The sequence below is a fragment of the Agromyces protaetiae genome (assembly GCF_030866785.1).
Lineage (GTDB): Bacteria > Actinomycetota > Actinomycetes > Actinomycetales > Microbacteriaceae > Agromyces > Agromyces silvae.
Genome location: NZ_CP133018.1, coordinates 3,504,302 through 3,519,049 on the forward strand (window position 1 = coordinate 3,504,302; position 14,748 = coordinate 3,519,049).

The 14,748-nt window shown below is 71.4% G+C and carries 10 protein-coding genes; 8 read left to right on the forward strand and 2 right to left on the reverse strand.

Annotated features, from left to right (window positions below; translation table 11 throughout):
- Positions 1-20: 20 nt before the first annotated feature.
- Entirely contained in the window at positions 21-455 is a 435-nt protein-coding gene (locus QU602_RS16035; protein ID WP_308797457.1) for a hotdog fold thioesterase, read from the forward strand.
- Between the two features lie 39 nt (positions 456-494).
- Here the strand turns inward: QU602_RS16035 and QU602_RS16040 are convergent, their stop codons facing one another.
- Positions 495-1,292, reverse strand: coding sequence for a hypothetical protein (locus QU602_RS16040; protein WP_308797458.1), 798 nt, complete (start codon positions 1,290-1,292; stop codon positions 495-497).
- 160 nt (positions 1,293-1,452) lie between these two features.
- On the opposite strand from QU602_RS16040, the gene purF reads away from it, so the two are divergent.
- From purF to QU602_RS16055, 3 genes are all read left to right on the forward strand, one after another.
- Complete coding sequence (gene purF / locus QU602_RS16045; protein WP_308797459.1) at positions 1,453-2,910, forward strand: amidophosphoribosyltransferase; 1,458 nt, start codon at positions 1,453-1,455, stop codon at positions 2,908-2,910.
- A 147-nt stretch (positions 2,911-3,057) separates the two neighbouring features.
- Entirely contained in the window at positions 3,058-5,943 is a 2,886-nt protein-coding gene (locus tag QU602_RS16050) for an RHS repeat-associated core domain-containing protein (RefSeq protein ID WP_308797460.1), read from the forward strand.
- Positions 5,944-5,969: 26 nt separating this feature from the next.
- Positions 5,970-6,314, forward strand: coding sequence for an MFS transporter (locus QU602_RS16055; RefSeq protein WP_308797461.1), 345 nt, complete (start codon positions 5,970-5,972; stop codon positions 6,312-6,314).
- Between the two features lie 288 nt (positions 6,315-6,602).
- Here the strand turns inward: QU602_RS16055 and QU602_RS16060 are convergent, their stop codons facing one another.
- A complete protein-coding gene (locus QU602_RS16060; RefSeq protein WP_308797462.1) occupies positions 6,603-10,313 on the reverse strand; it encodes an HtaA domain-containing protein in 3,711 nt (1,236 codons plus the stop codon).
- Between the two features lie 186 nt (positions 10,314-10,499).
- On the opposite strand from QU602_RS16060, the gene QU602_RS16065 reads away from it, so the two are divergent.
- The 4 genes from QU602_RS16065 to QU602_RS16080 are packed head-to-tail and all read left to right on the forward strand — an operon-like array spanning position 10,500 to position 14,642.
- Complete coding sequence (locus QU602_RS16065) at positions 10,500-11,696, forward strand: heme/hemin ABC transporter substrate-binding protein (RefSeq protein WP_308797463.1); 1,197 nt, start codon at positions 10,500-10,502, stop codon at positions 11,694-11,696.
- Positions 11,693-12,778 carry a FecCD family ABC transporter permease gene (locus tag QU602_RS16070; protein WP_308797464.1) on the forward strand — a complete coding sequence of 362 codons (1,086 nt, stop codon included), beginning with the start codon at positions 11,693-11,695 and terminating at the stop codon, positions 12,776-12,778. Before QU602_RS16065 ends, QU602_RS16070 begins: the two co-directional genes overlap by 4 nt.
- Positions 12,775-13,587 carry a heme ABC transporter ATP-binding protein gene (locus QU602_RS16075; protein ID WP_308797465.1) on the forward strand — a complete coding sequence of 271 codons (813 nt, stop codon included), beginning with the start codon at positions 12,775-12,777 and terminating at the stop codon, positions 13,585-13,587. Before QU602_RS16070 ends, QU602_RS16075 begins: the two co-directional genes overlap by 4 nt.
- Positions 13,584-14,642: a hypothetical protein gene (locus tag QU602_RS16080; RefSeq protein WP_308797466.1), complete on the forward strand. Its 1,059-nt coding sequence runs from the start codon at positions 13,584-13,586 to the stop codon at positions 14,640-14,642. Before QU602_RS16075 ends, QU602_RS16080 begins: the two co-directional genes overlap by 4 nt.
- The last annotated feature ends 106 nt before the right edge of the window (positions 14,643-14,748 follow it).

Below are 14,748 nucleotides of genomic sequence, written 5' to 3' on the forward strand. Positions count from 1 at the left end.
CCCCTTGCCAGACTGCGCGCATGAGCATCTGGTTCGGCGAGCCCTCGATCGAGTGGGCGAACACCCGCAGTGAAGGCACCGCGCTCCGCGCGCTCGGCATCGAGATGACCGAGCTCACGGACGACGCATTGATGGGGCGCATGCCCGTCGACGGCCGCACCCGGCAACCCGGCGGTGTGCTGCACGGCGGAGCATCCGTCGCGCTCGCGGAGACGCTCGCGAGCTGGGGCGCGAGCTTCACCGTCGATCCCGACAGGTTCTACTGCGTGGGCATGGAGATCAACGCCAATCACGTGCGACCCGTGCCCGAGGGCTGGGTCTACGGCGAGGCGCGCCCGCTGACCCGCGGGCGCACGACGCAGATCTGGGACATCCGAATCACCGACGAGGCCGGCAAGCTCGTGTGCGTCTCGCGCTGCACCATGGCCGTGCTGCCGACGCCGTCGCAGTACTGAGCGCAGGCCCCTTGCGGCCGACCCACCTTCGCTCGGCTGCTACGGATACGTCCAGGTGGCGTCGTTCGTGCAGTGCAGCACGAAGTAGCCGTCGAACGTCTTCGCGCCCATGTTGTGGAACTTCGCGTTCGTGATGCCGATCACGCGACCATCGGCTCCCACGAGCGGATCGGCCGAGGGGACCAGCTCCATCCACTTCCCGTTGGTGACCTCCCCGACGCCGAGCGGGAGCGGGTACCAGTCCGAGAGCTTCTCACTCACCAGCCAGGGGTGGGTCTCCTGTGGACATGCGTACGTCTCGAGCGGACTGATCTCGGCGCGTGCCACGACCTGTGTCGGCGTGAGGTGCTGGATCACGCGAGGCGTGGCCACCGCGGCCGAGGATTCGAGGGTGTACGAACGAGCGGGGTTGTTGGTGCAGTGCAGCACGAGATACCCCTCGCGGTCAGTGCGAGTCTGATTATGGAACGACACGTTCGCGACGCCGACGACGCGCGACAGCGCCCCGATGACGTGCCCGGCTTTCGGAACGAGCTCGAGCCACGGCGCGCCCGACACCTCGCCCACCCCGTTCGGAAGGTCGTAGAGCTCGGACTTCTTCTCGTTCACGAGCCACTTGTGCGTCGGCGGGCACATGAACGGGCCGCCCCGCTCGATGCCCCCGCCCGCGACCTTGAAGGTCGGCGTGAGCGACTGGATCACCTCAGGAACAGGCTCCTGCGCACCGCCCGGCTCCGACCCGAGAGCCGGTTGCGCGACCCCCAGCCCGAGGACGCCCGCAACGGCGATCATCGCCCCGATGGCCCAGCGCGTTCGCGCCTTCGCGGTCCGTCTCATGGTGCAGCCCTTCGATCAGCGTCCGCACAATATACTAGAAGTCGATTCGAATCGACAACCTCAGCGCTCGCGTGCCCACCGCCGGAGCCGCCTCGGCGGTATGGGAGGATTGAGCGTCCAGGTCGGACCTCCCCCACCCCCTCGAGGAGCCATCGCTCGCATGTGCGGCATCGTCGGCATCGTCTCCACCGAACCGGTCAACCAGCAGATCTACGACAGCCTGCTGCTGCTGCAGCATCGCGGCCAGGACTCGACCGGCATCGCGACCGCCGACGGACCCGTCTTCCACATGACGAAGCAGCGCGGCCAGGTGCGCGAGGCGTTCCGCACGCGCGACATGCGGTCGCTGCTCGGCAACATCGGCCTCGGGCACGTCCGCTACACGACGAAGGGCGCCGCCGAGCGCGAGGAGGAGGCGCAGCCGTTCTACGTGAACGCGCCGTACGGCATCATCCTCGTGCACAACGGCAACCTCACGAACACGCGCGAGCTCTCTGGCGACCTCTTCCGCATCGATCGGCGTCACGTGAACTCGACGAGCGACACCGAGATGCTGCTGAACGTGCTTGCGACCGAGCTGCAGGGGCAGATCACCGGCCTCGAGCTCGACCCCGACCAGGTCTTCACGGCCGTGTCGCAGGTGCACGAGCGCGTCGAGGGCTCGTACGCCGTGATCGCGCTCATCGCCGGCCACGGGCTGCTCGCGTTCCGAGACCCGTACGGCATCAGGCCGCTGATCCTCGGACGCCGCACGTCGGCGGCCGGCAAGGACGAGTGGATCGTCGCGAGCGAGTCGCTCGTACTCGAGAACGGCGACTACGAGATCGTGCGCGACGTCGAACCCGGCGAGGCGGTCTTCATCACGCTCGACGGCGAGCTCATCTCGCGGCAATGCGCCAGGTCGCCGCGGCTCGTGCCCTGCTCGTTCGAGTACGTGTACCTCGCCCGGCCCGACTCGATCATGAACGGCATCTCGGTCTACGAGGCTCGGTTGCGCATGGGCGACCGGCTCGCCGGCACCATCGAGACCCACCTGGCGAAGGGCGACATCGACGTCGTCATGCCGATCCCCGACTCGTCGCGGCCCGCCGCGATGCAGGTCGCGCAGAAGCTCGGCATCGAGTACCGCGAGGGCTTCTACAAGAACCGCTACGTCGGCCGCACGTTCATCATGCCCGGCCAGGCGCAGCGCAAGCGATCGGTGCGCCAGAAGCTCAATGCGATGGGCACCGAGTTCAAGGGCAAGAACGTGCTCATCGTCGACGACTCGATCGTGCGCGGCACGACCTCGCAGCAGATCGTGCAGATGGCCCGCGACGCGGGCGCCAACGAGGTGACCTTCACGTCGGCCGCACCGCCCGTGCGCTACCCGCACGTGTACGGCATCAACATGCCGAGCCGTCAGGAGCTCATCGCGCACGGCCGCAAGATCCCCGAGATCGGCGCCGAGCTCGGCGCGGACCACATGATCTACCAGGAGGTCGCCGACCTGCAGGCGGCGATCACCGAGGGCACCTCGATCACCGAGCTCGACCTGTCGTGCTTCACCGGCGAGTACGTGACCGGCACGGTCACCGAGGAATACCTCGAGTGGGTCGAGCGCACGCAGCTCAGCTGAGGCACCCGCCCGCCTGAGGCATCCGCCCGCCGGAGGCATCCGCCCGCCTGGCCCGCCCCACCCGCCTCGCGCGCGCGCCATGCGCGCCCAGCGCGCCCATCTCGTCGTGCAGTATACTGGGATCCTCACTGGTTCAGGAAGCTGCCGATGACGTCTCGCCTCACGCTCGCGCGCCGCCGTAGCGCTGCCGCCATCGCCGGCGCCGTCGGCGCGGCGCTCCTCGCGGCGACCGGCGCGTCGCCGGTGTGGGCGGCGGCCGCGCCCCCGCCGGCCGCATCGTGGTCGGCGGTCGGCGGGTTCGGGATCGGCGACGGGCTCGAGGCCATGATCGACGAACAGACCGGACACGCCACGTTCGCACTGCCGGTCGCGGGGCTCCAACTCGGCTGGTCGTCGTCTCGCATCGGGTACGACCGGTACGCCCTCGGACCGGGCTGGCACCTGGTCGGCCTCCCCGCCGTCGACGTCATGGGCGGCGTCCGCGTGGCGCCGGCGAGCGGCGGATCGTACGAGGCCGACGCGAGCGCGCCGAGCGGCCTGCGCGGCTACCCGCAGGACGACGTGGTGTTCCGGCAGCAGCCGGGAACCCTCCCGGCCCGCTCCGACGGGCGGGCGCCGGCCCAGGTGTACGCCTTCACGCTCGCCGAGACCGGCGGCACCACGACCTACTTCAGCGCCGAGGGCGCACCGGTCGCCCGCGTCGACCGGTTCGGCGAACAGGAGCGCGGGGAGTGGGACGGGCCGAGGCTGCGGCGCATCGTGAGCCAGGTCGGCGTCGTCACCGAGCTCGACTGGTCGGACCCCGGCGCGATCGTCGTCACCGTGCGGGCCGGTGACGCCGGGGGCGGGACGACGCTCTCGGGCACGATCGAGCTCGACGGCGGCCGGGTCGGCGCCGTGGTCGATGCCGAAGGCGGCCGAACCGGCGTCAAGACCAGATCCGACGGACTCGTCTCGACCCTGCAGACCGTCGCCGGCAGTATGACGAACCTGACCTGGCGAACCCTGGCGACGGGTGCGCCCGCGGTCGAGCGGGTCGCCGTCGTCGATCAGCTCACCGGCGAAACGGTCAGCTCGCGCACCTGGGAACCCGTCTCGGGGGTGCCTGGCGCGACCGTCGGTCGGGCAGACGCCGCGAGCACCGAGCTGTTCGCACCGACCAGCTCGGAGACCTTCTCGACCGCGGTGGGCGACGGCGCCAGCCGGGTGCTCTCGCACTACGACCGCCACGGCCTGCTCGTCGAGCGTGAGCTCGAGGTGAGCACGCCCGCGGGCGCGATGACCGTGCAACGGCAGGCGTTCGCCTACCCCGACGCCGATGACCCGTTGGGCCGGCCGAAGGCCTTCCGCCTCCCGACCTCGACCGAGTCGACCTTCGTCGACGAGCACGGCGCGAGCCGCACGGTCGCCGAGGAGTTCACCTACGACGACCTCGGGCGGGTCACCGAGGCGTTCGACGGCACGCGGTACGAGTACAACGCGAGGAATCAGCCGGTCGCCGAGGTGCGCGCCGACGGCGCGCAGGTCGAGACCGCCTACTGGCCCGACCGGTCGCGCCGCGCGGTGCGGGCGGGTGAGGCGACGACGACGTTCTACTGGGACGACACCACGCTCGTCAACGAGGCGTTCGCCGCCGCGGGCGGTACCGCGATGGCCGCGTACCTGCTGGGCGCGACGCGGCACGCACGCACCGTGAGCGACGGCACCACGACCCGGACCGAGCACGTCGTGCACGACCGGCACGGCAGCGTGCGCGAGCTCACCGACGCCGAAGGCGCGGTGCGCACGAGCTACGACTACTCCGATTACGGCGTACCACGGGTGAGTGGGGCGGATGCCTCGGGAGGGACGGATGCCTCGGGCGAGGCGGATGCGTCGGGCACAGCGCCGTTCGCCGGTCTCGGTGATGCCGCGCGCAACCCGTTCCAGTTCTCGGGCGAGCACACCGACGACCGCGGACGCCAATACCTGCAGGCCCGCGTCTATGACCCGCACACCCTGGTGTTCACGAGCCAAGACGAGGCCGACCTGCTCAACCGCTACTGGTACGGCGACGCCAACCCGATCATGAGGATCGACCCGAGCGGGCGCGACGCCGTTCAGGACTTCATGCACGACTGGGGCAGCTTCATCGCGGGTGTGGTGCTCTTGGCCCTCGGCATCGCAAGCATCGCGTATACCGTCGGCAACTCGCTCGCGCTCATCGGGATCGGCCTCGAGGCGATCGGCGCGGGCTTCGCAACCGCCCGCCTGATCGACGACCAGTTCGACGACTTCATGTCGGACGAGCTGAACGAAGGGTTCGGCTGGGGCGAGATCGCCATGGGCGTCGGCGCGATGTTCAGTTCGGCGGCCGCGGGGCTCCAACTGAGCCGGTACTCGGAGAACGTGCTCGGCTGGGCCGGGGATCAACCGGCGATCATCCGGCTCGACAATCTGAGAGGCGACAAACTCGCCGTGGCGATGACCAAGACGATCAAGAGCGCCAACACCACCCGTGTCGAGTTCGTCACGTTCGAGCAGAATGACCTGGTCCCCGGTGCGCTGCTGCCCGAACGTTCGGTCGTCATGGGTTCGTACAACGCCTCGAACCGAACGTTCTTCTCCGAGGTGCCGAAGCCGACCTTCCGGGAGGTGTCCATGAGCAACCATGAGATGCTCACCGAGTTCGCCGGCTTGAACCTGTCGCGCGTACCTGACCCTCTCACGGGGCATGTTCCTCTCCAGGAGATCGGGCACGTCTCCGGCGGTGTCATCTCCCTGCCGTATCGGCTGGTGGACGAGTCGACGGGGGAGTGGGGGAAATGGACCGTCCACCTCGCTCCCGACTCAGGCCACTTCGCCGCGGGCAACGAGGGCTTCTTCTGGTCGAAAGGACGGAAGGCGAGTATCGACAAGTTCTTCGCCGACCGCGGATTCACGGTCGTCTGGCACAAGTACGACGCCTATAAACCTGAGATGGCAGCGCTCGAGGACCTCAATACCAAGTCGATCGCGGGCGTGAGGGTTCAGACGCTCAAGGACGCCGACTGACCTTCGCACGGTGAGACAATGGCCTGGTGAGCAACAACCACCACGACCCGAACGAACCGCACGAGCCCCTCGAGACCGAGGTCACCGGCGAGACGGTCAACGTGCGGCGTGCGCCACGCTATGGGCGGTTCATCCTGCTCGGCGCCGGGCTCGGCATCGTGCTCGCCCTCATCCTGACGTTCGCGTTCCCCGAGAACGACGAGTTCGACCGCGGCCAGGTGTTCGGGTTTCTGCTCCTCGGCCTCGGCACGTTCGGCGTCGCCTTCGGCGCGGTCGCCGCCCTCATCTTCGATCGCGTGCTGTCGCACAAGTCGGGCCTCGCAATCGCCGAGCACGAGCAGACCCACCACCACCCCGACTCCCCCCACTAACCCCCCTCTCCCGTCTCCCTCTCTCTCCCCTCCCCGGTCCGTCCCCCTGGTCCGTCCCCCCGGCCCATATCCGCCGAGTGTTAACGAAACGGCTCGAGTGTGACCGAAATGGGCACGCCGTTCTGCCGTTTCGTTAACACTCGGCGGTAGGTGGGGGACGGGACGGACGGGGACGGACGGGGACGGACGGGTACGGACGGGGACGGGACGGGACGGACGGGGACGGACGGGGACGGGGAGAGGCCGCCCCGCCGGTGGCGGGACGGCCTCTCGGTGTGAGTTCCGCGCTTACACCGTCGCGCGACGGCGACGCGTGATGAACACGGCACCGGCACCCAGGACGAGCAGCATGAGCGCGATCCAGCCGCCGGCCAGGTCCGCACCCGTGGACGCGAGCTTGCCGTCGGTGGTCGAGTCGCACGGCACCTCGGCGCCGAGCGGGAAGGCGAACGACACGGGGTCGAGCGCCTGTCCGGCCTGGTAGAAGCCGCCGAAGGCCTCGGCGCCGGCCGCGGTCAGCGTGGCGGACGCACCGTTCCAGCTGATGCGGTCACCGGCGACGGATGCCGCGGGCAGCCCGAGCGACGCGATGACCACGCCGGCCGCGTCGACGCCGGCCGCGCCGTTCAGGCCCGTCGACTTCAGGTCGGCGATGAGCGACGCGGAGCCGCCGTTCACCTGCACCCGCGGGTTGGCGATCGTCAGGTCGAGCTGGCCGCCGTGCCCGGTGAAGTGCACCGAGCCCGAGTAGGCCACGCGTCCGCGGTCGGCGTCGGTGTTGTACGCACCCGAGCCGCCCGTCCAGCGGAAGCCGTCGCCGGTCGCGGTCACGCCCGACGTGCTGACGGAACCGCCGGCGATCGGGCCGGTGACGTACGAGCGGAAGCTCGCCTTCACGCCCCAGTCGAGCGTCGCACCGTTGACCGCGCGGGCCACGCAACGCTCTTCGACCTGCGCCGCCGGAGCGGGTGCGATCGCCGACGCGGCGACCGTGAACCCGGCCGACGCGGTGCCGCTGCGGGCGCCGCTCAGCTCGACACGGTGATCCCCCGGAGCGAAGCCCGCGGGCACCGTCCAGCTGAACGCGACCGAGCCGCTGGCGTCGGCGGTTGCCGTACCGACCACGATCGGCTCGGAGAACACGGTCGCGGTGACCGCTTCGCCGAGACGGTAGCCCGAGCCCGAGAAGGTCAGGGTCGCGCCGGGGACGATCGTGCCGGCCGGGCCGGCGACGGTCACCGACGGCGCCTTGGCTGTCCACGCGAACGACACGGGTGCCGGCGGCTTGGTGAGGTTGGCGGCGCTCGTGCCCGACTGGTAGTAGAACGCCTGGATGGCTGCCGGGGCCGCGAGGATGAACTCGTTCGCCCAGGCGCTGGTCCAGTTCACTCCACCGCCGGCCGACCAGGTGCCCGGCGCGACGGTGTCGGTGTAGTCGAGTGCGACGTCGGCCGACAGCGAGTCGCCCGAGAAGTCGAGCTCGGCGCCGGTGACAGTCGTCACCGTGAGGCGCGGAGCCGGGGTCGCCGCGTTGTAGGCGGCGATACCCGTGCGAACGCCCGCGGTCCACGCGCCGTTGCCGTCGGCGTCGATCACGAGCGCCGGGTCGACGAGTTCGATCCACTGCCCGTTGGGCGGGAAGGAGCCCTCGTACGCCTGGGTGCGCAGCGTCCCGGTGAAGGACACGACCGTGCATTCCTCGCTCACCCGTGCGGTACCGTTCGACAGCACGAACGTCTCGCCGGCGACCGTGGCGTTGCCGCCCGCGATCTTGGTCCAGGCGTCGGAGTAGGCCGACCAGCCCCACTCCGCACTGACGCCCGTGAGCGTCTCGGCACCCGACGGCACCTCGCAGAGCGACGGGGTCGCCGTGTCGACGACGCCGTAGTGGTCGGCGATCTGCACGATCGAGCTCTCGAAGTCGTTGCTCGGCAGGAACTGCGCGCGCAACGAGTGACCACCGGCGACGAGGTCGTCGACCACGATGCTGGCCGCGCCGTCGACCACGTCGACGTCGGCGATGATGCGCTCGTCGCCCTCGGCGGGAACGTCGAGGAAGCGCACCTTGCCGGGCACGGTCGACGGCGAGACGGATGCCTCGAAGGTCACGTCTTCACCGAGCAGCGAGCGCGGCTCGGGCGAGACCGACGCGCTGATCGTGGTCACGGCGGGCCAGGCGAAGTCCACGGCGATGGGCGCCGCGGGCTTGTTCAGGTTGCCCGGCGTCTCGCCGGTCTGGTAGTAGAACGACTGGACCGCCTCGGGCGCGGCGAGGATGAACTCGGCCGGCCACGCGTTGGCGTACGCCGCGTTCCAGGTACCGAGCGCCACAGTGCCGGCGTAGTCCAGGTTCAGCGTGCGCGGGCCGGGCTGGCCAGGGCCGCCGACCGTCTGGCCGCTGAACGTCGCGACGGTCGTGCGCGGTGCGTCGAGCGTGCCGTCGTAGGCGCCGAAGCCGCTGCGGACGCCCGCGGTCCAGGAGCCGCTGCCGTCGACCGACATGGTGAGCGTGGGGTCGACGAGCTCGATCCACTGGCCGTTCGGCGGGAAGAACCCGGCGTAGGCCTCGGTGCGGAGCGTGCCGGTGAAGGCGATCTGCGCGCACACGTCATCCGCGGTGGCGACGCCCTCCGTCAGCACGAACTCGCCGTCGACGACGCTGACGTCTCCACCGGCGACCTTGGTCCAGCCACTCGCGTATGCCGACCAGCCCCAGGTCGCGGTCGCCCCGGTGTCGCCGACGATCGCGTTGGCTCCGGGGGTGCAGGTCGCGTGCAGGGCGAGGTCGATCACGCCGAAGTTCGACGACGCCGTGCTCTCCGAGCCGAGGAAGGCGTTCGAGTTCGGCGTGTAGACGGCGACGAACGTGTGCCCGCCCGCGGCGAGCGCGGAGGTCTCGAGCGACGCAGCGCCGCGGTCGAGCGCGGCGGAGCCGACCGAGACGCGCGTGTCGGTGCCGGCCGCGATCGAGAAGAACTCGACGGCCCCGGTGGGCACGGTCTGCTCGTCGTCGGCGTTCGCGACGGTGGTCGAGAGCGTGACCGTCTCACCCGTGATGGCGCGACCCTCGGGCGAGACGCCGACGGTGGCCGTCGCCGTGGCGTCCGCGTCGGGCGCGGGCGCAGCGGTGATCGTGTACGCGAGCGCTTCGGAGGCCGAGCCGAGGTACGCGGCCGAGTCGGCCGGGGTGTACGTGGCGGTGACCTGCACGGGACCGACCGGCAGGTCGGAGGTCGTGAGCACGGCGGTACCGTTCTGCACCGTCACCGCGGCGCCGAGCGCACCGGCGGCCGTCGCGAACTGCACCGTGCCGGCCGCGGCGGGGGTGACCGTCGCGGTGAAGGTCACCTCGGTGCCCTCTTCGGCGGTGCCGATGGGCGCGGCGGCGAGTGCGGTGACCGTCGCGATCGGGTCGGGCGTCGGGATCGAGTACGGGAGCGAGAAGCTCAGCGGGTCGAGCGCGGTGCCGGCCGGGTAGAACTCCGCGAAGGCGGCGACGCCATCCGCCGTCAGCGTCGCGGCGACGCCGGTGTACAGCGCCTCGTCACCGTTCACGACGGGCGTGCCGACCTGCAGCGACGCGAACGCGACGCCGTCCTGGTCGAAGTCGGAGCCGGTCAGGCCTTTCGACTTCACGTCGGCGTAGAGCGTGCCGGTCGAGCCGTCGATGTCCACGCGGGGGTTCTCGATGAGGACGTCGAGCAGGCCGCCGTGGCCCGTGAAGTGCACGCTGCCGCCGAATGTCACGTCGGCCGAGGGAACCGCGCCGTCGAAGACGCCGTCACCCGCCGCCCAGCGGAAGGTGCCGTCCGAGTTGACGGAGGCACCCGCACCCGGCGTGATCGCGCCCTGGGCGGGGCCCGACGCGATGTAGCTGCGGAACGACTGCTTGACGCCCCAGTCGAGCGTCGCGCTCGAGACGTCGCCCTCGACCGCGGATGCGGGTGCGACGACGCCGCCGATGGCGGCCGCCGAGGCGATCAGGGCGCCGGTGAGCACGCTGGCAAGCGCTCTCCGTCGACTTCGGACTGTGGTTCTGGACATGCGGGTCCCTTCGGACTTCAGGCGGGGAGCAAGGTGAGGCTTACCTAAGTGAGTGTTGCCTAAGGTAGTCTTACCTTACTTCGCGAAATTCGCACAAGACGTCCGTTTCCTTCGACCTCGAAGCATCCCGAACACGAGCGCATGACCCGACTCAGCAGTTCCAACCCGCACACGGCGACGCGCCGGCTCATTCGCGCCGCAGCGCTCGCCATCGTGGGCGGGGTCCTCCTCGCCGGCTGCGCGACCGACGCACCCGGTGCCGGGTCGTCCGGCCCAGGCTCGTCCGGCGCGGTTCATGGCGACGAGGCATCCGCCGCGTGCGCTGCACCGGTCGTGCCCGAAGGCCGCATCGACGTCACCGCGCAGACCGGTCCGGCGACCGCCTGCACCGCGGACTCCGACCTGCACTCCCCCGCACCGGCGGCGCCCGCGATGCCCGTGACCGTCACCGACGCACAGGGCACCGAGGTCACCGTCACCAGCGCCGATCGCATCCTCGCGCTCGACGTCTCGGGCACGCTCGCGAGCACCGTCTTCGCGCTCGGACTCGGCGACCGCGTCGTCGGGCGCGACGTGTCGACCGGCTTCGCCGAGGCATCCGACCTGCCGCTCGTGACGCAGAACGGCCACCAGCTGAACGCCGAGGCGATCCTCGCGCTCGACCCCAGCGTGATCCTCACCGACAGCTCGATCGGCCCATGGGACGTCGTGCTGCAGATGCGCGAGACCGGCATCCCGGTCGTCGTGATGCCCGCGAAGCGTTCGATCGACACGATCGGCGAGCTCGTCACCGACGTCGCCGCCGCACTCGGCGTGCCCGCCGAGGGTCAGCGGCTCGCGGCCGCGGCCGAGCAGGCGGTCGAGGCCTCGACGGCGCGGCTCCACGAGGTCGCCGAGGCGACGGATGCCCCGGTGCGCATGATGTTCCTCTATGTGCGCGGCCAGGCGAACGTCTACTACGTGTTCGGCGAGGAATCCGGCGCCGACGAGCTGATCCACGCGGTCGGCGGCGTCGATGCGGCCGCCGAGGCCGGCATCACGGGTATGCGCCCGCTCACCGCCGAGGCGATCGTCACCGCCGCGCCCGACCTCGTGCTGCTCATGTCGAAGGGGCTCGAGTCGGTCGGCGGCGTCGACGGACTGCTCGAATCCGTGCCTGCGCTCGCGCAGACCCCCGCCGGCGAACATCGGCGGTTCGTCGACATGGCCGACCACCAGATCCTGAGCTTCGGACCCGACTACGCGACCGTCATCGACGCGCTGGGCGCCGCGATCTACGCGCCGGGCGCGGTGGCAGGCGCGGTGGCAGCTCCCGCGTCGCCGGACACCGCCCGATGACCGCGGCGACCGTCGGCGAGAACGTCGTCGACGAACCCCGGCACGCCGTCCGCGGCCGCGCGGCCTGGCTCATCTCGGGGCTGAGCGTGGCGCTCGTCGCCGCCGTCGTCGTCTCGGCAGGCGTGGGGCAGCTTCCGCTCTCGCCGATCGAGGTGCTCGACACCCTGCTGCGCCCGCTGGGCCTCGACCTCGGTGCCCCCGCCGCGCAGCCCAACGCCGAGGCCGCACTCTGGACCATCCGTCTGCCCCGCGTCGCCATGGCGATCCTTGTGGGCGCCGCGCTCGCGGTCGCGGGCCTGCTCATGCAGGCCGTGTTCGGCAACCCGCTCGCCGAGCCCGCGGTCGTCGGCGTCTCGTCGGGCGCCGCGCTCGGCGCCGCCGCCTCGATCGTGCTCGGCTGGGCCGCGCTCGGCGGCTGGGCGACCGCGGCCGCGGCGTTCGCGGCCGGCCTCGTCACCACGTTCCTCGTCTACGCGTCCTCGCGGTCTGGCGGTCGCACCGAGGTCGTCACGCTCGTGCTCACGGGCATCGCCGTGAACGCCGTCGCACAGGCGGGGCTCGCGTTCTTCGTCTTCCTCGGCGACACGCAGTCGCGCGAAGAGATCGTGTTCTGGCAGCTCGGCAGCCTGAACGGGTCGATGTGGCGCGAGGTCGGCGTGGTGCTGCCGATCGTGCTCGTGGCCGCGGTGACCGCGGCATTCCTCGCCCGGCGACTCGACCTGCTCTCGCTCGGTGAGCGGTCCGCCCGCCACCTCGGCGTGAACGTCGAGGCGCTGCGCGCCGGCACCATCGTGCTCGTCGCGCTGCTCGTCTCGGCCGCGGTCGCATTCACGGGCATCATCGGCTTCGTCGGCATCGTCATCCCGCACCTCATGCGCATGATCCTCGGTCCCGCGCACGGCCCGCTGCTCGCCGCGAGCCTGCTCGGCGGCGCCCTGCTGCTCACACTCGCCGATCTCGCCGCGCGCACCATCGTGCCCTACGCCGACCTGCCCATCGGCATGCTCACCGCCCTCGTCGGCGGCCCGTTCTTCTTCTGGCTGCTGCGGCGCACGCGAGCCAAGGCCGGGGGCTGGGGATGAGCAGCGCCGACGCCGAGGCATCCGTCGCCCAGGCCCGGGCGGCGATCGACGCGCGCGACGTGACCGTCGTGATCGACGGGCACACCGTGCTCGACGCCGTGGACTTCCGCGCGGAGCGCGGGCTCGTGCACGCCCTCATCGGCCCCAACGGCGCCGGCAAGTCCACGTTGCTCTCGGCGCTGGCGGGCGACCTGCGTCTCACCTCGGGGCGCGTGGAGGTCGACGGGCGCCGGCTCGACGAGTACCGGCTGCGCGACCTCGCGCGCATCCGCGCGGTGCTGCCGCAGGAGCACGGCGTGTTCTTCCCGTTCACGGTCGGCCAGGTCATCGAGATGGGGCGCAGCCCGTGGGCGCGCACCGAGGCGGAGCAGCGCGACGACGAGATCGTGCGCTGGGCGGCGGCGACGGCGGATGTCTCGCATCTCGTCGACCGCACCGTGCCCACGCTCTCGGGCGGCGAACGCGGGCGTGCGGCGTTCGCGCGCGTGCTCGCGCAGACCACGGGCGTGCTGCTGCTCGACGAGCCGACCGCGGCGCTCGACATCCGCCATCAAGAGGCGCTGCTCACGACCGCGCAGGAGCGCGCCGACGCGGGCGACGCGGTCGTCGTCGTGCTGCACGATCTCGGCGCCGCCGCCGCGTACGCCGACACCGTGACCCTGCTGTCGCACGGACGAGTCGTGGCCGCCGGCCCGGTGGCCGAGGTCATGACCGCCGAGCGGCTCACCGACGTCTACGGGCACCCGATCGACGTGCTGCCCGGCCCCATCGTCCTGCCGAGGAGAACCCCGAGAGGAATCACCCCATGATCCGATTCGCACGCCGCCGCGCGGCCACCGCGACCGCCGGAGCATCCGCTCGCCCAGCGCACCTTGCTCAGGAACTCCAGACCCACCCCCGGCGTGTCGCGGCGGGACACGCCGCGAAGCCGTCGATCCTTCCTGAGCACGCACCGATCCACGGCACGCGTGCCCTTGCCTACGGCGTCAGCCCCGAGGCATCCGCTCACCGGCGCTCGCGCCGCCGCGCACCCGCAGCACTCGCGCTCATCGCCGCCTTCGCCGTCACGCTCGGCGCGCTCGGGGGCGCCGTCGCGCCCGCGCACGCCGTCGGCGCCGGCACCGTGACCGTGACCGTCGCGGGCGACCCGTCGAAGGTCGGCGTGGCCGACACCGCGGCGCCGACCACGCTCGTGGTCTCGGGCAGCGGGTTCCAGTCGATCCAGGGCGGCTTCGGCGGCGTCTACGTGTTGTTCGGGTGGAACGCCGGACCCGGCTGGGAGCCGAGCGCGGGCGGTTCGACCGGCGTGACCTATCGGTACGTCGCCGACGACCCGAACGCGCCCGCCGGCTACCAGCTGTTCGTGCCGTTCCCCGGCTCGTCGACCGAGGCCGAGGGCAACGGCGGCTCGGTCAACCCCGACGGCACCTGGTCGGCCGAGCTCACCATCGCCGGCCCGGTGTTCACGCCCGTCGACGCGGTCGACACGGGCGAGACCATCGATTGCACGCAGGTGCAGTGCGGCATCATGACCATCGGCGCGCACGGCGTCGTGAACCCCTCGAACGAGTCGTTCACACCCATCGCGTTCGAGGACTTCTCGGCGCCGACTCCGACGCCCGAGCCCGAGCCGGCCGCCGATGCCGAGCCGACCGAGGAGCCGACCGCCACCGCAGACGCCGAGACCACGGCCGCCGAGGGCGGCGACGCCACCCCGTGGATCATCGCGGGCGCGGTGGCCGTGGTGCTGATCGGCGGCGGCGCGATCGCGATCGTGCTCATGCGCCGCCGCCGTGCGGCGGCCGCCGCCCAGGCCGCGGGGAGCTCGGGCACCGCACCCGCCCCGCCAACCGAGCGCGAGTAGACACGACGAGCGTGCGGGCTCGCACCCGCCCGCTCGTCACAGTGGCTCGCGCTCACCGACTGCGTGTGCGCGCGGCCGCCGTGCTCGGCCGGCCTCCCGTGCGAGT

What these genes read in the sequence shown, in the direction of transcription:
- QU602_RS16080 (WP_308797466.1), top strand. Translation starts at nt 13,584, where the DNA reads ATGATCCGATTCGCACGCCGCCGCGCGGCCACCGCGACCGCCGGAGCA.
- QU602_RS16070 (WP_308797464.1), top strand. Translation starts at nt 11,693, where the DNA reads ATGACCGCGGCGACCGTCGGCGAGAACGTCGTCGACGAACCCCGGCAC.
- purF (WP_308797459.1), top strand. Translation starts at nt 1,453, where the DNA reads ATGTGCGGCATCGTCGGCATCGTCTCCACCGAACCGGTCAACCAGCAG.
- QU602_RS16050 (WP_308797460.1), top strand. Translation starts at nt 3,058, where the DNA reads ATGACGTCTCGCCTCACGCTCGCGCGCCGCCGTAGCGCTGCCGCCATC.
- QU602_RS16035 (WP_308797457.1), top strand. Translation starts at nt 21, where the DNA reads ATGAGCATCTGGTTCGGCGAGCCCTCGATCGAGTGGGCGAACACCCGC.
- QU602_RS16065 (WP_308797463.1), top strand. Translation starts at nt 10,500, where the DNA reads ATGACCCGACTCAGCAGTTCCAACCCGCACACGGCGACGCGCCGGCTC.
- QU602_RS16075 (WP_308797465.1), top strand. Translation starts at nt 12,775, where the DNA reads ATGAGCAGCGCCGACGCCGAGGCATCCGTCGCCCAGGCCCGGGCGGCG.
- QU602_RS16040 (WP_308797458.1), bottom strand. Translation starts at nt 1,292, where the DNA reads ATGAGACGGACCGCGAAGGCGCGAACGCGCTGGGCCATCGGGGCGATG.